The following is a 19,313-nucleotide window of genomic DNA, read 5'->3' on the forward strand; positions in this document are numbered from 1 at the left end:
CGATCGGAATCCCATCATGCACGACAACTCCTCGCTGGTAGAAGCACGCATCCGCCGATTCGTCCGGGAGCGCCTCGAACCTGCGGTCCACGCATGCGCGCACGAGCTCACGCTCGAGGCCTGGGTCGTCCCGGGCGAACCCGTGCCCTTCGCCGAGGCGGTTGCGCAGACCTACGCTCCCTTCGCCGTCGGGTCGCCGTGGGGGCGTGCCTGGAGCACGATGTGGCTGCGGGTGACCGGAACGGTTCCGACGACGGAAGCGGGACAACGAGCCGAGGTCGTCTTCGACCTCGGCTTCCACGGCGCGCAGCCGGGGTTCCAGGCCGAGGGCACGGTGTACCGGGCGGACGGGTCCATCATCAAGGCGGTCGAACCGCGTAACGCGTACGTGCCGCTCGACGGGGCACCGGGCGACCCGATCGAGCTGTACCTCGAGGCGGCGGCGAACCCCGACGTGGGTGACGGGTTCCGCACCTTCGGTCCCACACCGCTCGGGGAATGGGACTCCGCCGGCGACGATCCTCTGTACGAGCTGCGGCGCGCCGACGTCGCCGTGCTCGATCTCACCGTCTGGGAACTTCTGCAGGACATCGCCGTGCTCGACGGTCTGCGCGTAGAGCTCCCCGAGAGTTCCTCCCGCCGGGCCGAGATCCTGCGCGCCCTGGAGCGCGCGGTCGACGCGACCGACCCGGACGACGTCGCGGGCACCGCCGCCGATGCACGCGGCGCTCTCGCGGCGGTGCTCGGACGCCCGGCATCCGCCTCTGCGCACTCCGCCCACGCGGTCGGGCACGCCCACATCGACTCAGCGTGGCTGTGGCCGGTGCGCGAGACGCAGCGCAAGGTGGCGCGCACGTTCTCGAACGTCCTCTCCCTGATCGGTGAGGACGCGGAGTTCTCGTTCGCGGCGTCGTCGGCGCAGCAGTACGCCTGGATGAAGCGGTTCCAGCCCGAGCTCTTCGAGCGACTGCGCGCCGCGGTCGCGGCCGGCCGCTTCCATCCCGCGGGCGGGATGTGGGTCGAGTCCGACACCAACATGCCGGGAGGCGAGGCCCTCGCGCGTCAGTTCGTGCGAGGTAAGCGCTTCTTCCTCGAGGAGTTCGGTGTCGAGCCCCTCGACGTCTGGTTGCCGGACTCGTTCGGATACTCGGCCGCGCTGCCGCAGATCGCCCGCGCTGCCGGGTCGCGGTGGATGCTGACGCAGAAGATGTCGTGGAACGAGACGAACACGATGCCCCATCACACCTTCACGTGGGAAGGTCTGGACGGTACCCGCATCTTCACGCATTTCCCGTCGGTCGACACGTACAACTCGCAGCTCTCCGGTGCTGATCTCGCCCGTGCCGAGCGCCAGTTCGCCGAGAAGGGCGCGGCGACGGTCTCGCTCGTGCCTTTCGGCTACGGCGACGGCGGTGGCGGGCCGACCCGCGAGATGCTCGCCGCCGCCGCACGACTGCGATCGCTGGAGGGGTCGCCGACCGTGACCCTCTCCGATCCGCGGCGCTTCTTCGAGACGGCGGAGGCTGAATACCCGAACCCGCCGGTGTGGTCCGGCGAGATGTACCTCGAGTTCCATCGCGGCACCTACACCTCGCAGGCGCGCACCAAGCGCGGCAACCGGCGCAGCGAGCACGCCCTGCGCGAGGCCGAGCTGTGGGCGACGTCCGCGGCGCTGGCGGGTGCGAAGTACCCGTACGAGGCACTGGAGGACGCGTGGGAGACCGTGCTCCTGCAGCAGTTCCACGACATCCTTCCCGGCAGTTCGATCGGCTGGGTGCACCGTGAGGCCGAGCGCCGCTACGCGGAGGTGCTCGAGACGCTCGACGGCCTCATCGGCACCGCGCTCGACGTCGTCGCAGGCCGCGGGGACGTGGAACTGGTCGCCAACGCGAGCCCCTACTCGTCGAGCGGTGTGGCAGGCCTGGCGATCGGGGTCGCGGAGTCCGATGAGACGGCGGCGCATGCCGGACGTCAGGGCGTGGACATCGTGCTGGAGAACGAGCATCTCCGGGTCGTGCTGGACGCCGATGGGCTCATCTCCTCGCTGCGGGTGCGCGCTACCGGACGCGAGACGATCCCGGCGGGGGAGCGCGGCAACCTGCTGACGCTGTACCGCGACACCCCCACGGCGTGGGACGCGTGGGACATCGACGAGCACTACCGCCGGCACGCCGTCGAGCTGACGGATGCCGTGGCGATCGAGGTCGTCGCGCACCCGACCGCCGGCGTCGTGCGGATCGAGCGGGAGGTCGGCACCTCCCGAATCACGCAGATCCTCACTCTTGCCGCGGGATCGCCCAGCCTCGACATCGAGACGATCGTGGACTGGCACGAGCGCCAGAAGCTGCTCAAGCTCGGCTTCCCGCTCGATGTGCACAGCGATCGTGCCGCATCCGAGATCCAGTTCGGCCACGTGCACCGGCCCACGCACACCAACACGTCGTGGGACGTCGCGCGCTTCGAGACGGTCGCGCACCGCTGGGTGCACGTCGGAGAACCGGGCTTCGGGGTCGCGATCGCGAACGACTCGACCTACGGCCACGACATCACGCGGTCGCCCCGCGAGGGCGGCGGCACCGCATCGACGGTGAGGCTCTCCCTGCTACGGGCGCCGCTGTTCCCCGATCCGGAGGCCGATCAGGGACGACACGCGTTCCGCGTCGGCATCCGTCCGGATGCGGGGATCGCTGATGCGGTGCGCGAGGGGTACCGCCTGAATCTGCCCGCACGCTCCGTGCGCGGCTCGGGCCCCGTCGCACCGCTGCTCTCGGTGTCGTCGGACGCGATCGTGATCGAGGCGGTCAAGCTCGCGGAGGACCGCAGCGGCGATGTCATCGTGCGGCTGTACGAGGCGCACGGCGGGCGGGCGGTGGGGGAGGTCACGCCGTCGTTCGACTTCCGGTCGGTCGTGGAGACCGACCTCCTCGAGCGGGAGATCCCGCGGGCAGCTGTCACGGGCGTCGCGGACGCTGTCGAGCTGTCGTTGCGGCCGTTCCAGCTGGTCACGCTGCGCTTCGCACGTTGAGCCGGGATTCCCGGGATGTCCCGGGGGCGCTCAGCGAGCGAAACGTCCCCAGGGGATGTCCCTGCGCAGAGGCTTGCGCAGGGAGCGTTGCGTGCGCGTCCAGGCCGAAACGACCGGCTCCTCGGCGACGGCATCCGATTCCTCGGCCGCGTAGGCGTCGCTGACCACCGCGATGAGCGCGGCGAGTTCTTCCTCGGTCGCGGTGCCGCGGGTGATCTCGAGCGCCGGGCGCTCGCCCCTCTCGTCGATCACAGCGGGATGTTCCCGTGCTTCTTCGGCGGCAGTTCGGCGCGTTTTCCGCGCAGGGCGCGGAGGGCCTTGGCGATCGAGACGCGCGTGTTCGCCGGCTCGATGATGCCGTCGAGCTCGCCGCGCTCGGCGGCGAGGAACGGCGAGGCGACGTTGTAGGTGTATTCGTTCGCGAGGCGGGTGCGCACGGCCGCGACGTCCTCGCCGGCTTCCTCGGCCTTCTTGATCTCACCGCGGTAGAGGATGTTGACGGCGCCCTGGCCGCCCATCACTGCGATCTCGGCGGTCGGCCATGCGAGGTTGACGTCGGCGCCGAGCTGCTTCGAGCCCATCACGATGTAGGCGCCGCCGTAGGCCTTGCGGAGGATGACGGTCACCAGCGGCACGGTGGCCTCGGCGTAGGCGTAGAGCAGCTTGGCGCCGCGTCGGATCACGCCGGTCCATTCCTGGTCGGTTCCGGGCAGGTAGCCCGGCACGTCGACGAGCGTCACGATCGGGATCGAGAAGGCATCGCAGAAGCGGACGAAGCGGCTGGCCTTCTCGCCGGCCTCGATGTTCAGCGTTCCGGCCATCTGTGAGGGCTGATTGGCGATGATGCCGACCGAGCGGCCCTCGATGCGGCCGAAGCCGATGACGATGTTCGGCGCGAAGAGCGGCTGCACCTCGAGGAAGTCGCCCTCGTCGACGACGTGCTCGATGACGGTCTTAATGTCGTACGGCTGGTTCGCCGAGTCCGGGATGATCGTGTTGAGCGAGCGGTCGGCATCCGTCGTCTCGAACTCGAAGACGCCCTCGTACGAGGGGAGTTCGGCCATGTTGTTGTCCGGCAGGAAACTGAGCAGAGTGCGCGCGTAGTCGAGCGCGTCGTCCTCGTCCTCCGCGAGGTAGTGCGCGACACCGGAGCGGGTGTTGTGCGTGTACGCGCCGCCCAGCTCCTCCATGCCGACGTCTTCGCCGGTGACCGTCTTGATGACGTCGGGGCCGGTGACGAACATCTGGCTCGTCTTGTCGACCATGATCACGAAGTCGGTGAGCGCGGGGGAGTACACCGCGCCACCGGCAGCCGGGCCCATGATGATCGAGATCTGCGGGATGACACCGGAGGCGCGGGTGTTCAGGCGGAAGATCTCGCCGTACTTGCCGAGGGCGACGACACCCTCCTGGATGCGCGCTCCTCCCGAGTCGAGGATGCCGATGCAGGGCATGCCGCCCGCGAGGGCGAACTCCATGACCTTGATGATCTTCTCGCCGGCGACCTCGCCGAGCGAGCCGCCGAACGTGGAGAAGTCCTGCGAGTAGACCGCGACCGTGCGTCCGTTGATCGTGCCGACACCGGTGACGACGGAGTCGCCGTAGGGTCGGGAACGGTCCATGCCGAACGCGGTCGTGCGGTGGCGCACGTACTCGTCGAACTCGACGAAGCTCCCCGGATCGACGAGCAGTTCGATGCGCTCGCGGGCGGTCATCTTGCCCTTGGCGTGCTGCTTCTCCTTCGCCTTCGCTTCTGCGTCGACGACGGCTTCGGTGTAGCGAGCGCGCAGATCCGCGATCTTGCCGGCGGTGGTAAAGAGGTCGGGCTTGTCCGTCACGGATTCCACACTATCGTCGCCGCGGCTCGGCCTGTTGGATGCTCGCCACAACGGGTGGCGCGATCCTTTGGCGAGGTGCTCTCTGTCCGATCAGCGCAGCGGGCCGTCGGTGCCCGGATTCTCGGGGAGTTCGTGGTCGCCGCGAGCCGCGGAATCGGACTCCAGTTCCCCGGTCGCGCCGCCGCGTCCGCGACGGGTGGTCAGTTCCCCGACCTTGCGACCCGCCCAGCCGACCCCGCGCACCGCCGTGCCGGCCGCGCCCGCGACCGCGGAGCCCGCGTAGCGCGCGCCCCGGAGCACCCGGAGTTCGACCTTCTCGGCACCGGGAACGGGTTCGAGCTCGAGCGGGAGGTCGAGGGGAGCGGCGCCGAACGCGCGGTGCGAGGTGGTGAGCACGCGTCGGCCGAGGATGTGGTTGCCCGCTCCGCCGATCGCCGCACCCACGCCGAACGGCAGTGCCTTGCCCAGGAACGAGGCTCCGCCGCGCGCCGCGAACTGCTTCACGAACATGCCCTTGAGCTGATCGACGAGCGGTCCGACAGCCGCACGGGGGAGGGATTTCGTCACGAGCTCGCCCCAGTACGCGTTACGGGTGCCGCCACGGCCGGCGACCTGACCGGCGAGCTGCCCGACCAGGTCGACGCCCTCCTTGCCGAGCATCAGGGTCATCACGAGCGCCCGGGCGCGGTCGGGGTTTGCGACGGCGATGCCGTGCACCTCGGCGACCGACTGCGCGAACAGAGCGGTCGACTCGACGAAGCCGACCGTTTCGACGCCGGAGAGCGCGAGCGTCACGCCGGTACCGATCCCCGGTACGACGGCGGTGGCACCGACCGCCGCGCCGCCGGTGGTGACGGCGGCGAGGTAGCGCCGCTCGAGGATCCGAACGATCTCGGCGGGTGAGGCATGGGGATTGCGCAGACGGATGCTGCGGATGTGCGCGAGCACGAGCGGGCGCTGGATCGAGAGGACGCGATCGAGGCCGCGGACGACGAACGGATGCTCGGGCGATCCCGTCGGAGGGATGCCCTTATCCCACGGGGCGTCGTCCGGGAGGGAGTGGATCTTGTGCACCTTCGGGGCCATGTCACGATCCTAGGAACCGTGACCGCGAAAACGCCGGGAGCCGCACCCCTGAGGGTACGGCTCCCGGCGTTTTCGCGCGAGGCGCTCGACAGCGACTCAGACGAAGAGGTTCGCCCGCTCGAGGTCTTCGGCGAAGTCGACCTCGACCGCGTACAGGTCGGAGACGTCCATCGGCTCGAGCAGGAGGCCGTCCTCGGCGATCGCGAGCTCGAGGCCGCGCTCGAAGTAGTCCTGGTCGTCGACGCGCTGCAGCTGGCGCATGAACGCCTTCTTCTGCGCCGACGAGATGTAGTTGATGCCCACGGCCTCGCCGAGGCCGCCGGTGACGGTCTTCGACAGCTCCTTGATGAAGCCCTCGGCCGTGACCGTGTACTTCACCTCTTCGTCGCTGACCTTGGAGGTGTTGACCGTGACGAACGACTGATCGCGCTCGATGAAGGCAGCCGCGCGGCCGAGGATCATCGGGTCGAAGACGACGTCGCCGTTCATCCACAGCACGCCGCCGCGCCCGGTCGCACCGAGGGCGCGCAGGAGGCTCTTCGACGTGTTGGTCTCGTCGTAGCGCTCGTTGTGCACGTAGTTCGCGGAGGGGAAGGCCTCGATGATGGTCTCGGCGCGGTAGCCGACCACGGTGGTGATGCGCGCGTCGGTGCCGAAGGCGGCGCGGATGTTGTCATGCTGCTGGCGCATGATCGTGCGGCCGTCGCCGAGTTCGGTGAGCGGCTTGGGCAGCGAACGGCCCAGGCGCGAGCCCATGCCGGCTGCGAGGATGACGGTCTGAAGAGTCACGAGTGCTCCTTTGGAAGGTGTGTTCATGGCCGGTTAACCAGCCGGACACTTCGTCGTGCCGCGTTCATGCTAGCGATGGAGCCTGGGAAACACCGGGTCTCACGGCGCCCGTTGCCGTTTCGTGACCCAGTCCACACCGTATACCCAGGGTCGATGTCGGGGAAGGCGCCCGGGTGATTGTCAGGGTGAATGTTGCGCCCGACCCCGGGGAAGTCTGCTCGCGTTGATACCGTAGAACCCGTGACTGCTTCCCCCGACGCCCGCCCCGAAAAGGCGGAAGACCCCACGACCGAATCGAAGGCGACCCCGGAGAAGCGGACGGCGACGTCGAAGCGAGCATCCGGGTCCTCCCCGGCGGCGAAGAAGGCTTCCCCGGCCCGCACGCCCGCCGCCAAGAAGACTCCCGCCGTGCGCACACCGGCGAAGCGCCCGACCGCGGCGAAGTCGGCGGCGGAGAAGGCGGCCGCGGGTACCGATGTCGTCATCGAACCCGTCGCAGCGGCGGGTTCGACTGCGGAGAAGAAGGCCCCCGCGCGTCCGGCGACCGCGGCGCGTACGCCTGCGAAGACCACTATGGCGAAGACCACTGCCGCGAAGACCACTGCGGCGAGGACGGCCGCGGCGAAGAAGACGACGGCCGCGAGCACGACTGCGGCGAAGTCCGGCGCGGCGGCGAAGACCGCTGCCGCGAAGTCCACCGCCGCGAGGTCGACCGCGGCGAAGACGGCCGCTGCGAAGTCGACGGCGGCGAAGACCGCCGCCGCCAAGACCGCGGCCACGAAGGCTCAGGCGGCGAAGACCACGGCGCGCACCGCCGCATCGCGCGCCGCCTCCACCCGCACGACCGCGGCGAAGACGGCTGCCGCCAAGACCGCTGCGGCCAAGGCTGCCGCCGCGAAGGCCGCGGAGGTCGCGGAACCGAAGCCGCAGGCTCCCGTCACGATCGAGCCGACTCGGATCGACCCGCCCGAGGCTGGGGTCGAGGTCGCTGAGGTCGAGGTCGCTGAGGTCGAGGTCGCCGCGGTCGAGACCGTTGAGGTCGAGGTCGCCGAGAGGATCGGTGCCGGAGAGGCCGCCGTCGTCGACGACGTGATCGTCGAACCCGTGATCGCCGAGCCGGAGCTCGTCGAGCCGGAGGCCGTCGAGGTTGCGCCGGAGGCCGAGAGCACCACCGCCGAAGCCGAGCCGGAGCACGTGGTCGTCGAGTCCGAGGCATCCGTCTCCGCCCCGGAGGCGGCCACTCCCGCCGCGGCGGACGTCGATGCCCTGCACATCCGCGGTCTCGTCAAGCACTTCGGCGACAACCGCGCCGTGCACGGAATCGACCTGTCGGTGCCTGCGGGCTCCTTCTACGGCATCGTCGGACCCAACGGTGCGGGTAAGACGACGACACTGTCGATCATCGCGGGGCTGCTGCGCGCCGACGCCGGGAGCGTCGTGATCTGCGGCATCGACCAGGCGACGAACTCCCAGGCGGCGAAGCGGGTGATGGGTGTCCTTCCGGATCGCCTGCGCACGTTCGACCGTCTGACCGGCCGTCAGCTCCTCTACTACTACGGGCTCCTGCGGGGCCTGGCCTCCGACGTGATCGAGAAGCGCGTCGCCGACCTCGCGCGCGCCTTCGATCTGGGGGATGCGCTCGGCCGCGTGGTCTCGGACTACTCGGCGGGCATGACGAAGAAGGTCATGCTCGCGGGGGCGATGATCCACTCGCCGCGCGTGCTCGTGCTCGACGAGCCGTTCGAGTCGGTCGACCCCGTCTCCTCGGCGGTGATCCTCGACATCCTGCGGGCGTACGTCGCGCACGGCGGAACCGTCATCCTCTCGAGTCACGGCATGGATCTCGTGGAGCGGGTGTGCTCGCGGGTCGCGATCATCGTCGACGGCGAGGTGCTCGCTGAGGGGACGATCGACGAGGTGCGGGCGGGCCAGACGCTCGAAGCGCGCTTCGTCGAGCTCTCCGGCGGTATCGGAGAGGTGGAGGGGCTCGAGTGGCTGCACACGTTCTCCGACTGAGGTTCGCCCTTCTGCTCGGATCGCTGCGCGGCGAGCGTCGGACGCGGTCGGTCCTGTCCTTCCTCGTGGTCGTGGCGATCACGGTCGTCGTGTGCACCTCCGTGCTCAGCCTCTCCGGCGCACCGCTCGGGGTCGCTCGCACGGTCACCGTCCTCGGCGGCGCCGCGATCCTCCTCGGATTCCTCATCGGTCCGATCCTCGTGGGGGCCGTCGACCAGCTCGATCCTCGCCGCTTCGCCGTCTTCGGCGTCGACGAGCGGCAGATGCCGTGGATCCTCGTCGTCGCATCGCTGATCAGCGTCCCGAGCCTCGCTCTCCTGGCCGTATATCTCAGTGTCGGCATCGTGGCGGTACAGCTCGGTGCCGCCTGGCCGCTCGCGGTCGGGATGACCCTGGTGGGCATCGTCAGCACGATCCTGGTCGCGCGCATCGGCATGGCGGTCAACGCGCTGCTGCTGCCCGAACGGCGCTCGCGCGAGCTCACGGCGCTGTTCGCGCTCGCCCTGCTCGTCGTGGCATTCCCGGTCGCCGTGTTCCTCGCGTCGTTCCGGTGGGACGGTGAGGTGCCCGCATCCCTGATCTCGCTCACGGGTGCGATCTCCCTCACCCCGCTCGGAGCGGCCCCCGGTGTGCTGTTCCAGGCGCCGGACAGCTCGACGGCGTGGCTCATCGGCCTCATCGCCGTCGTGACCCTCGCGGGGCTCTGGGTGCTGTGGGAATGGCTGGTGCGCCGTCTGCTCACCACGACCGAGCGGCCCGTGGCCGCGCGCGAGCGCACCGGTCTCGGGTGGTTCGCGCTGCTGCCGTCGACGGCCTTCGGAGCCATCGCCTCTCGCAGCCTCGTCTACTGGCTGCGCGACCGCCGCTACATCGTCAACGTGATCGTCGTGCCGGTCGCCGGGGTACTCACGGTGCTCCCGCTCCTCGTCGCCGGCGTGCCGCTCGAGATCGCCGCCCTGGTGCCGGTCCCCGTGATGGCGCTCTTCTTCGGATGGCTGCCGCACAATGACGTGGCCTACGACTCGACGGCCCTGTGGACGCACGTCGCCAGCGGCGTGCGCGGGCTGCCCGATCGGCTCGGGCGCCTGGTCCCGGTGCTCCTGGTGTCGGTACCGGTCCTGGCGATCGCCGTTCCGCTCACACTCGTCATCATCGACGACTGGCACCTTCTGCTGCCGCTCATCGGCCTCGGATCCAGCCTGCTGCTCTCGGCCCTCGGGCTGTCGAGCATCGTGTCGGTGGTCGCGCCGTATGCGGTGTCGCGCCCGGGCGACAGTCCGTTCCAGCAGCCGCAGCGTCCGACGTCGCGCGGCGCCTATGGGCCGGCCGTCGCGTTCCTCGGGGCGATCCTCGTCAGCGGTCCGGTCATCTGGCTCTTCGCCTCGAACCTCCTCTCGGGGGAGCAGCAGGCGATGGCGACGTTCTGGGCCGGCCTCGGCACCGGCGTCGGTGTCTTCGTCATCGGAGCGGTCGTCGGCGGCCTCATCTTCGAACGCAGCGGGGAACGCCTCATGGAGTTCGTCGAGACCGCGTGACGCCGCCCCGCGCACGTGTGGACGCGGCTAGACTCACGGGATGAGTACTCCGCTGGACAGCCCCGATCAGGGCGGCGTGGCAACGCTTGATCGCGAACTGGAAGAGCTCCTCCGAGAGGAGAATCTCGAGCCGGGTGACCACGAGCGTTTCTCGCATTACGTGAAGAAGGACAAGATCCTCGAGTCGGCGATCACCGGTAAGCCGGTCCGTGCACTCTGCGGCAAGAAGTGGACGCCGGGGCGCGACCCGGAGAAGTTCCCGATCTGCCCGACGTGCAAGGAGATCTACGAGTCGATGACGCGCTGACCGCGTCGCCGCGATCTCACTCGACGTCGATGTAGACGGTGGGGATCGCGGGGTCGGACTTGCTCAGCGCGAGCGCACGCACCGGCAGCTCCTCGCGGACTCGTAGGTGGTGCTCGCGGGCGGATGCCGTTCCCTCGGCGCCCTCGTGCGCGGAATCGATCTCGCCGTTGTCGACGAAGGTCACCTGCAGCGGGCGCCCTTCGACGGAGGATGCCGGCCCGTCCAACTTCTCGAAGCCGTCGGCGACCAGAACCTGCTCGGCGGTGGCGACGCCGTCCGCGAGGCGTCGGAAGGCCGCCTTGCGGCCGCCGTGCGAAGCCTTGTCGGCCGAGGCCTTGGCGACGCCGATCCAGGAGCCCGCGGCATCCTGCCGGGCGACGAGCTTGTAGACCATGCTGGCCGTCGGATACCCCGATCCCGTCACCACCGACGTGCCCACGCCGTAGGCGTCGACCGGCGATGCGGCGAGGGCCGCGATGGCGTACTCGTCGAGGTCGCTCGTGACCGTGATGCGGGTCGAGGTCGCGCCGAGTGCGTCGAGCTGCTCGCGCACGGCGGCGGCCACGGTCGGCAGGTCGCCGGAGTCGATGCGCACCCCGCCGAGGCCCGTGCCGGCGACGCGGATCGCCGTCTCCACCCCGGTGCGGATGTCGTAGGTGTCGACGAGCAGCGTGGTGTCGGTTCCGAGGCTCTCGATCTGCGACCGGAAGGCCTCCTCCTCGCTGTCGTGCAGCAGGGTCCAGGAGTGCGCGGCGGTACCCATGGTCGGGATGCCCCACGTGCGCCCTGCCTCGAGGTTGCTCGTCGCGCGGAATCCGGCGATGTAGGCGGCGCGGGCAGCTGCGACGGCGGACTGCTCGGCGGCGCGGCGCGATCCCATCTCCGCCAGGGGGCGCTCGCCCGCCGCGATGCTCATGCGCGAGGCTGCCGTGGCGACGGCCGAGTCGTGGTTGAGCACGCTCAACGCCAGCGTCTCGAGCACGACCGCGTCGGCGAAGCTGCCCTCGACGGTGAGGATGGGGGAGCCCGGGAAGTACAGCTCGCCTTCGCGGTAGCCGCGGATGGAACCCGTGAACCGGTAGTCCTCGAGGTAGCGCAAGGATGCCGCATCGACCACGTCGTTGTCGCGAAGGAAGCGCAGCTCGTCGTCACCGAAGCGGAAGTCGCGCACCAGACTGAGCAGGCGCCCGGTGCCGGCGACGACCCCGAATCGGCGCCCGCCCGACAGGCGGCGCGAGAAGAGCTCGAAGACGCTCGGGCGCGATGCCGTCCCGTCGCGCAGCGATGCGGCGAGCATCGTGAGTTCGTAGCGGTCGGTGAGCAGCGCCGTCGACGAGGTCATGCGCTCAGTTTAGTGAGCGCTGATCACCTGCGGCCGCGTCGTCGCGACTAGGCTGGGGAGTCATGAACGACGCGCCGATCGGTATCTTCGACTCCGGTGTCGGCGGGCTCACGGTGGCGCGGGCCATCCGCGCCCAGCTGCCCCGCGAGTCGTTCGTCTACATCGGAGACACCGCCCACTCGCCTTACGGTCCGAAGCCGATCGCCGATGTGCGCCGTTACTCGCTCGAGGTGCTCGACACCCTCGTCGACCAGGGCGTGAAGATGCTCGTGATCGCCTGCAACACGGCATCCTCGGCCATGCTCCGTGATGCGCGCGAGCGATACGACGTGCCGGTGGTCGAGGTCATCGGACCCGCCGTGCGGCGGGCCGTCTCGACGACCCGCAACGGACGCATCGGCGTCATCGGAACGGTCGGCACGATCGGTTCGCGCGCCTATCAGGACATGCTCGAGGTCAACGAGCGGCTGCAGGTGTTCACGGCGGCCTGCCCGCGCTTCGTCGAGTTCGTCGAGGCGGGCATCACCGGCACGCCGGAGGTGCTCGCGGTCGCCGAGGAGTACCTCGCGCCGCTGCGGGAGGCGGAGGTCGACACGCTCGTGCTCGGCTGCACCCACTACCCGTTCCTGCGCGGCGCCATCAGCTACGTGATGGGGGAGGGCGTCACGCTCGTGTCGAGCGACGACGAGACGGCCGGCGACGTCTACCGCCAGCTCGTCCGCGGCGACCTGCTGGCCCCGCCCGACGCGACCGCACGGTACGTGTACGAGGCCACGGGCGACTCCGCCGCCGATTTCACCGCGCTCGCGAACCGCCTGATGGGCCGTGAGGTGCGCGACGTGCAGCTCGTCCAGACCGGCGTCATCCCTCTTCCCGACTCCCTCTCCGAGCCGCGCTGAGCGGCACCCCTCTCCCCGAAACTCCCCGAAACGAAGGAAGCCCATGTCTGACATCGTGCGTGCCGACGGCCGCTCCACCGACCAGCTCCGCGAGGTCACCATCGAGCGCGGATGGAGCTCGCAGGCCGAGGGCTCCGCGCTGATCAGCTTCGGCGGCACGAAGGTGCTCTGCACGGCATCCTTCACCAACGGCGTTCCGCGCTGGCTCACCGGCAAGGGCAAGGGGTGGGTGACCGCCGAATACGCGATGCTCCCTCGCGCCACGAACAGCCGTAACGACCGCGAGAGCGTGAAGGGTCGCATCGGCGGACGCACGCACGAGATCTCCCGCCTGATCGGTCGCGCGCTGCGCGCGGTCGTCGACACCAAGGCGCTCGGCGAGAACACGATCGTGATCGACTGCGACGTGCTGCAGGCCGACGGTGGTACGCGCACCGCCGCGATCACGGGCGCCTACGTGGCCCTCGCCGACGCGATCGAATGGGGTCGCGAGAAGAAGTTCATCGGTCGTAACTCCACCCCGCTGCTCGACTCGGTCGCCGCCGTGTCGGTGGGCATCATCGATGGCGAGCCTATGCTCGATCTGGCATACGTCGAGGACGTGCGCGCAGAGACCGACATGAACATCGTCGTCACCGGCCGCGGACTGTTCGTCGAGGTGCAGGGGACCGCCGAGGGCGCGCCCTTCGACAAGCGCGAGCTCGACGCGCTGCTGCAGCTCGGCGTCGACGGCTGCGCGACGCTCACCGAGCGGCAGATCGCCGCCCTGAAGGCCGAGTGACGATGAAGGTCGTGCTGGCCACGCACAACCCGCACAAGGTCGCCGAGTTCCAGCAGATCGTCGCCCGGGTGCGCCCCGACCTCGAGGTGGTCGGTTACGACGGGCCCGAGCCGGTCGAAGACGGGGTGACCTTCGCCGACAACGCACTGATCAAGGCGCGCGCCGCGGCCGCGCACACCGGCCTCGCGGCCCTCGCCGACGACTCGGGGATCTGCGTCGACGTGCTCGGCGGCTCGCCGGGCGTGTTCTCCGCCTACTGGGCGGGGCAGAAGAAGGATGCCGTCGCCAACCTCGAGCTTCTCCTCGACCAGCTGCGCGACATCGCCGACCCGCACCGCGCCGCGCATTTCACCTCGACCATCGCACTGGTCGCTCCCGGCGGCACCGAGGAGGTCGTCACCGGCATCTGGCCCGGACGGCTCGCGCACGCCGCCTCCGGCGGGGGCGGATTCGGGTACGACCCGATCTTCATCCCCGACGGTCAGCCGGCGGGGGAGGAGCGCTCGGTCGGTGACTTCACCGACGAGGAGAAGCAGGCGCAGTCGCATCGTGCCCGCGCGTTCGAAGAGCTGGCTCCGCTGCTGACCGCGCTCTGAGCATCCGCGACCTGATCGCTTTCGAGCGTCCGTGTACTCCGTGGCTGCGGGTGCGATCAGTGTCCCAGTGCGGGGAGCAGCCATGCATACACTGCAGGGATGGTGAGGAGACCCGCACCGGAACAGCCGAGTATCACCGGGAGATGCCACCGCGGACTGCGAAAGTCAGCGCCGCCCTCTCTGCGGCTCTTCAGAGCCAGGAGGAATCCTGCGACGAGAAGCGCAGCACCGACGGTGAGCAAAACGAAGGTGACGATCGACATCCGCCGAAGGTACCAGGCTCGCGCTCCTTTTTCCTCGCATTCCTGAGACTGGTTCTCGTTACCCTTCCCGACTAGGGAAATCGCGGCTGAACGGCTGATTCTGCGTCTAGCCTTGAGGCATGCACGATCACGCTCCCGCTGCCGGCGGCATCCGCTCGGCCGGTCACAGGCGTCTCCTGACGATCTCGCTGTGCCTCACCGCGACGATCATGGTCGTGCAGGTGGTCGGGGCTCTGCTGACCGGTTCGCTGGCGCTGCTGGCCGACGCCGCTCATATGTTCACGGATGCTTCCGCGCTCGTGATCGCGCTCATCGCTGCGGCGGTCGCCGCACGCCCCGCCGACGACCGTCGCACGTTCGGATATCAGCGGGCCGAGGTCTTCGGCGCGCTGATCAACGCGATCATCCTGATCCTGCTCGCGGGGTGGGTGGGGTTCGAGGCCGTCGGGCGTCTGCTCGATCCCGGTGAGGTCGAGGTCGCGGGGCCGCTGATGCTCGCCGTCGCGGTCGTCGGTCTGCTGGCGAACGCGGTCTCGATGTGGCTGCTCAGCCGGGCGCAGCGCACCAGCATCAACGTGCGCGGCGCGTACCTCGAGGTGATGGGCGACCTGATCGGCTCGGCGGCCGTGATCATCGCCGCGATCGTGATCGTGGCGACCGGGTGGATGCCGGCGGATGCCATCGCCTCGATGTTCATCGCGATCCTCATCGTCCCGCGGGCGATCTCGCTCCTTCGAGAGGTCTTCTCGGTGCTCTCCGAGTCGGCACCGAAGGGGATGGCGGTGGCCGACATCCGCGCGCACCTGCTCGGCTACGACGGTGTGGTCGGGGTGCACGACGTGCACGTCTGGCAACTGACCCGTGGCGCGCCGGTGTTCAGCGCGCACGTGCTCGTCGACCCGGCGATCCTCGCCGACGGACGATCGACCCGGCTCCTCTCGGAGATGCAGGGATGCCTCGCCGAGCACTTCGACGTCGAGCACTCGACGTTTCAGATCGAGCCGGCTGAGCAGTCGGACTGCGAACCGCACCACGCCTGAACATCAGCTCTCGCGCACGACCTCCTCGGGTGACTTGTCGGGGCGAAGCCCCCGCCAACGGGCGTGCCGCAGGCTGCCGTCGGGCGTCCAGTTCGCGAACTCCACCTCGCCCACCAGCTCCGGGCGCACCCACAGCGCGTCGGAGGCGTCGGGCGCGGGAACCCCGTCGAGGGCAGCGGTCTTCGTGCGCAGTGGCTCGAGGAGTCCGAGGAGGTCGCGCAGGATGCGCTCGGTGAAGCCCGTACCGACCCGGCCGACGTAGCGCAGGGGTGAGCCGGGGGAGTCGTGCACTGCGAGCAGGAGCGAACCGAGCGTCCGCTCGCGATCACCCTTGCCCGGGCGGATGCCGACAATCACCGCCTCCTGCATGCGGGTGTGCTTGAGCTTGAGCCAGGAGGGCGAGCGCGTGCCGGCGCGGTAGCGCGAGTCGCGATCCTTCACGACGATTCCCTCGAGGCCGAAATCGTCGCTCGCGGCGAGGGCGTCGTCGACGTCGTCGAACACCGGCGGGACCTGCACCGGTGCGTCGAGATCGGCGACCAGGTCCTCGAGCAGGGTGCGCCGCTGATGCAGCGGCAGGCCGGTGACGTCGTGGCCGTCGAGGCGAAGCAGATCGAAGAGCATGTACACGATCGGCGTGCGCACGACCTCTCGTTCGATCTCTCGCGCTCGGGTCAGGTGCATGCGGTTCTGGAGCTGCGAGAAGCTCGGACGTCCGTCGTGGTCGAAGGCGACGATCTCTCCGTCGACGACCGCGTCCGCGGCGGGGAAGAACGGGGCTCCGTCGCTCGTGAGCTCGGGGTAGCGCGCCGTGATGTCGGTGCCCCGGCGGGCGTGCAGACGCATCCGTCCGTTCGACCAGGTGCCCATCGCGCGGATGCCGTCCCACTTCACTTCGGCCCAGGCGGGATCGCCCAGGCGCCGGGCGAGGGCAGGGGTGCCGTGCTCGGCGAGCATCGGCTCGAACGTCGGGAGCGTCGCCTCCGGATCGATCGCGACGGGCGAGGCGCCGCGGCTGCTCGGCCGGTGTCGCTCCGCCTTCGGTGGGGCGGCTGGCGGCGAGCTCGGGGCCGGTGCATCCGTCGGATGCAGCGCCGCCATCGGGTCGATGCCGGCTGCGGCCCGCTCGAGCACCTCGTCGAGGTCGAGCTGTGCGAGATCGGGGTCGTCGAGCTCGTCCCAGGTGCGGGGAGCCGCCACCCATGGCCGGGAGCGGCCGCGCAGCGAGTAGGGCGAGATCGTCGTCTTCTTGCCGTTGTTCTGACTCCAGTCGAGGAACACTCGACCCCCGCGCACGGCCTTCGACATGGTGGCGGTCGCGAGGTCGGGATGCTCGTTCTCGATGAGCCGTGCGAGCTCCTTCACGACCGCCGATATCTCGTCGCTCGTCTGCTCGCCGGGGAGGGCCGCATAGAGATGGATACCCTTGCTGCCGCTGGTCACCGGCACAGGGTCGAGCCCCATACCGGTCAGGATGCCGCGGGCGAGACGGGCGACGACAGCGCACTGCGCGAGGCCCACCCCGGGCCCCGGGTCGAGGTCGAGCACCAGGCGGTCGGGTCGCCCGGGCAGCCCATCGACCCCGAATCGCCACTGGGGCACGTGGAGCTCGATCGCCGCGACCTGCGCCAGCCATACCAGAGTCGGCACCTCGTCGACCAGCGGATACTCCTTCGGGCCGTCGGAGTGCACGATCGCCCGGCGGGGAATCCACTCCGGCGCCCCGCGTTCGAGCTGCTTCGTGAAGAAGGCATCGGCGGGGGCATCCGTCGTCCCGACGCCCTCGACCCAGCGCTTGCGGGTCACGGGGCGGCCGGCGAGCAGGGGGAGCAACTGCGGGGCGATGGCCGTGTAGTAGGCGAAGACCTCGCCCTTCGTCGTGCCGGTCTCGGGGTAGACGACCTTGTCGAGGTTGGTCACGCGCAGGCGTCGTCCCTCGACCTGCACGATCCGACCGTCGACGACCATGGAGCCAGCGTAGTCAAGGGCTGGTCTCGGCCGGTGCCGCTGGTGTTCACTGGGGTCATGAGAACGATCTGGAAGGGCGCGGTCACGTTCGGGCTCGTCAACGTGCCGGTGAAGGTCTACTCCGCCACCGAGGACCACGACGTCCCTCTGCACCAGGTGCACGATGCGGACGGCGGACGCATCCGCTACCAGCGCACGTGCGAGGTCTGCGGCGAGACCGTGGCCTACTCGGACATCGATCGCGCGTACGTCGACGAGGGGCACACCGTCGTGCTCACCAAGGACGATCTCGCCGCCCTCCCGTCCGAGAAGAGCCGTGAGATCGATGTCGTGGAGTTCGTGCCCAGCGACCAGGTCGATCTGCTCACGCTCGACAAGCCGTACTACCTCGAGCCGGATTCCAAGTCGCCCAAGGCGTACGTGCTGCTGCGCAAGACGCTCGAGCAGAGCGACCGCACCGCGATCGTGCGGTTCACCCTCCGACAGAAGACCCGTCTCGCCGCGCTGCGGGTGCGCGGGGACGTGCTCGTGCTGCAGACGCTGCTCTGGGCCGACGAGGTCCGCGAGGTCGACTTCCCTTCGCTGCACGAAGACGTCTCGATCTCGAAGAAGGAGCTCGAACTGTCGGCATCCCTGGTCGAGAGCTACTCGAGCGACTTCGACCCCGAGGAGTTCGTCGACGAGTACCAGAAGGAGCTGCGCACGCTCATCGACGCCAAGATCGATGCCGGCGAGGGTTTCGACGTCGCCGACACGTTCGGCGAGTCCGAGGGGGCCGAAAAGGGCGGCGAGGTCATCGACCTCATGGAGGCCCTGCGCGCCAGCGTCGCGAAGTCGAAGGAGCAGCGCGCGAAGGGATCCGCGGCCAAATCCGGGGATGCCGACGAGAAGGATGCCGACGAGAAGGATGCCGGCGCCAAGAAGTCCGCTGCGAAGAAGCCGGCCGCGAAGAGGGCACCGGCGAAGAAGAAGGCGAGCTGACGGAGGTGCCCCTGTTCAGCTCGCGCCGTCAGTGCTTGCCGTCGCCGTCCAGGTCGGGTGCGCGGTCGAAGACCTCGGGGTCGAGCGTGAGGGCCTGCGCCTCGGCCGCGTCGGTGACGACGTCGTGGCCGGCTTCGGCGTCCTTCTTCGCCTTGTAGCGCTCGCGGAGGTAGTGCCACAGCGTCACCAGAGCCGTGCCGCCGACGGCGGCGAGCAGGATCAGGTCGATGTAGCTCTCGACGAAGTGGGCGACGGGCGGGATGAACCCGATCGCGTACCCGAACATCGTGAGACCGAAGCCCCAGAGGATGGCGCCGATCAGGTTGTAGAGCGTGTACTTGCGCCACGGCATGTGTCCGACGCCCGCGGCGACCGGGGCGAAGGTGCGCACGATCGGAACGAACCGGGCGAGGATCACGGTGATGCCGCCGAAACGCTCGAAGAAAGCGTTCGTGCGCTCGACGTTCTTCTTGCTGAAGAGACCCGATTCCTTGCGCTCGAAAACCGCCGGACCGCCCTTGTGGCCGATCACGTAGCCGACCTCGCCACCGATGAACGCCGAGAGCCCGATCAGGAGCGCCACCAACCACACGTTGATGCCGAAGACACCGTGCTCGGAGCCTGCGAGCGGGTGCGACAGCAGACCGGCGATCACGAGCAGCGTGTCACCCGGGAGCAGGAAGCCGACCAGGAGTCCGGTCTCGGCGAAGACGATGAAGCACACCACGAGAAGAGCCCACGGGCCCGCCGTGCCGATGATCGTGGCCGGGTCGAGCCAGGGGATGAGCGCGGCGTGATGCATGAGTGTCCCGTCGTGGTGCGATGGTTCGGCGGTAAAGCAGTCGAA

At 69.4% G+C, this 19,313-nt stretch carries 16 protein-coding genes; 9 read left to right on the forward strand and 7 right to left on the reverse strand.

The window, feature by feature from the left end; translation table 11 throughout:
* Nucleotides 1–16: 16 nt before the first annotated feature.
* Nucleotides 17–3,025: an alpha-mannosidase gene (locus ACIQTT_RS16260; RefSeq protein WP_402792388.1), complete on the forward strand. Its 3,009-nt coding sequence runs from the start codon at nt 17–19 to the stop codon at nt 3,023–3,025.
* A 30-nt stretch (nt 3,026–3,055) separates the two neighbouring features.
* Here ACIQTT_RS16260 and ACIQTT_RS16265 read toward each other — a convergent pair whose 3' ends face one another.
* The 4 genes from ACIQTT_RS16265 to ACIQTT_RS16280 all read right to left on the reverse strand — a co-directional run bounded on the left by ACIQTT_RS16265 (nt 3,056) and on the right by ACIQTT_RS16280 (nt 6,738).
* On the reverse strand, nt 3,056–3,277 hold the full coding sequence (locus ACIQTT_RS16265) for an acyl-CoA carboxylase subunit epsilon (protein ID WP_402792391.1): 222 nt from the start codon (nt 3,275–3,277) through the stop codon (nt 3,056–3,058).
* A complete protein-coding gene (locus ACIQTT_RS16270) occupies nt 3,274–4,863 on the reverse strand; it encodes an acyl-CoA carboxylase subunit beta (RefSeq protein ID WP_402792394.1) in 1,590 nt (529 codons plus the stop codon). Before ACIQTT_RS16270 ends, ACIQTT_RS16265 begins: the two co-directional genes overlap by 4 nt.
* A gap of 90 nt (nt 4,864–4,953) precedes the next feature.
* Nucleotides 4,954–5,949, reverse strand: coding sequence for a hypothetical protein (locus ACIQTT_RS16275; protein ID WP_402792397.1), 996 nt, complete (start codon nt 5,947–5,949; stop codon nt 4,954–4,956).
* A gap of 96 nt (nt 5,950–6,045) precedes the next feature.
* Nucleotides 6,046–6,738 (reverse strand): NTP transferase domain-containing protein, encoded by a 693-nt coding sequence (locus ACIQTT_RS16280; RefSeq protein WP_247624803.1) that lies wholly within the window; start codon nt 6,736–6,738, stop codon nt 6,046–6,048.
* Between the two features lie 240 nt (nt 6,739–6,978).
* Between ACIQTT_RS16280 and ACIQTT_RS16285 the strand changes: the two genes are divergently transcribed.
* From ACIQTT_RS16285 to ACIQTT_RS16295, 3 genes are read left to right on the forward strand one after another with little or no spacing between them, the layout of a single operon-like run.
* A complete protein-coding gene (locus ACIQTT_RS16285) occupies nt 6,979–8,754 on the forward strand; it encodes an ABC transporter ATP-binding protein (protein ID WP_402792401.1) in 1,776 nt (591 codons plus the stop codon).
* On the forward strand, nt 8,730–10,289 hold the full coding sequence (locus ACIQTT_RS16290; RefSeq protein WP_402792404.1) for a hypothetical protein: 1,560 nt from the start codon (nt 8,730–8,732) through the stop codon (nt 10,287–10,289). Before ACIQTT_RS16285 ends, ACIQTT_RS16290 begins: the two co-directional genes overlap by 25 nt.
* Nucleotides 10,290–10,329: 40 nt before the next feature.
* Nucleotides 10,330–10,596 (forward strand): DUF3039 domain-containing protein, encoded by a 267-nt coding sequence (locus ACIQTT_RS16295; RefSeq protein ID WP_247624800.1) that lies wholly within the window; start codon nt 10,330–10,332, stop codon nt 10,594–10,596.
* Between the two features lie 16 nt (nt 10,597–10,612).
* Here the strand turns inward: ACIQTT_RS16295 and ACIQTT_RS16300 are convergent, their stop codons facing one another.
* On the reverse strand, nt 10,613–11,938 hold the full coding sequence (locus ACIQTT_RS16300) for a nicotinate phosphoribosyltransferase (RefSeq protein ID WP_402792408.1): 1,326 nt from the start codon (nt 11,936–11,938) through the stop codon (nt 10,613–10,615).
* A 62-nt stretch (nt 11,939–12,000) separates the two neighbouring features.
* Here ACIQTT_RS16300 and murI point away from each other — a divergent pair, with 62 nt between their 5' ends.
* The 4 genes from murI to ACIQTT_RS16320 all read left to right on the forward strand — a co-directional run bounded on the left by murI (nt 12,001) and on the right by ACIQTT_RS16320 (nt 15,517).
* Nucleotides 12,001–12,837: a glutamate racemase gene (gene murI, locus ACIQTT_RS16305; RefSeq protein ID WP_402792411.1), complete on the forward strand. Its 837-nt coding sequence runs from the start codon at nt 12,001–12,003 to the stop codon at nt 12,835–12,837.
* Between the two features lie 43 nt (nt 12,838–12,880).
* Nucleotides 12,881–13,618 carry a ribonuclease PH gene (rph, locus tag ACIQTT_RS16310; protein ID WP_402792414.1) on the forward strand — a complete coding sequence of 246 codons (738 nt, stop codon included), beginning with the start codon at nt 12,881–12,883 and terminating at the stop codon, nt 13,616–13,618.
* Nucleotides 13,619–13,620: 2 nt separating this feature from the next.
* Nucleotides 13,621–14,214 (forward strand): RdgB/HAM1 family non-canonical purine NTP pyrophosphatase, encoded by a 594-nt coding sequence (gene rdgB / locus ACIQTT_RS16315; RefSeq protein ID WP_402792417.1) that lies wholly within the window; start codon nt 13,621–13,623, stop codon nt 14,212–14,214.
* A 382-nt stretch (nt 14,215–14,596) separates the two neighbouring features.
* The gene (locus ACIQTT_RS16320; RefSeq protein ID WP_402792420.1) at nt 14,597–15,517 is read left to right on the forward strand and encodes a cation diffusion facilitator family transporter; all 921 of its coding nucleotides are present in this window, start codon (nt 14,597–14,599) and stop codon (nt 15,515–15,517) included.
* 3 nt (nt 15,518–15,520) lie between these two features.
* Here the strand turns inward: ACIQTT_RS16320 and ligD are convergent, their stop codons facing one another.
* Nucleotides 15,521–17,485 (reverse strand): non-homologous end-joining DNA ligase, encoded by a 1,965-nt coding sequence (gene ligD / locus ACIQTT_RS16325; protein WP_402792423.1) that lies wholly within the window; start codon nt 17,483–17,485, stop codon nt 15,521–15,523.
* A 57-nt stretch (nt 17,486–17,542) separates the two neighbouring features.
* Here ligD and ACIQTT_RS16330 point away from each other — a divergent pair, with 57 nt between their 5' ends.
* On the forward strand, nt 17,543–18,466 hold the full coding sequence (locus tag ACIQTT_RS16330; protein WP_402792426.1) for a Ku protein: 924 nt from the start codon (nt 17,543–17,545) through the stop codon (nt 18,464–18,466).
* Between the two features lie 28 nt (nt 18,467–18,494).
* On the opposite strand, the gene ACIQTT_RS16335 is transcribed toward ACIQTT_RS16330, so the two are convergent.
* Complete coding sequence (locus ACIQTT_RS16335) at nt 18,495–19,268, reverse strand: DedA family protein (protein ID WP_402792428.1); 774 nt, start codon at nt 19,266–19,268, stop codon at nt 18,495–18,497.
* Nucleotides 19,269–19,313: the final 45 nt, after the last annotated feature.

The organism is Microbacterium sp. NPDC090225 (assembly GCF_044772365.1).
GTDB lineage: Bacteria > Actinomycetota > Actinomycetes > Actinomycetales > Microbacteriaceae > Microbacterium.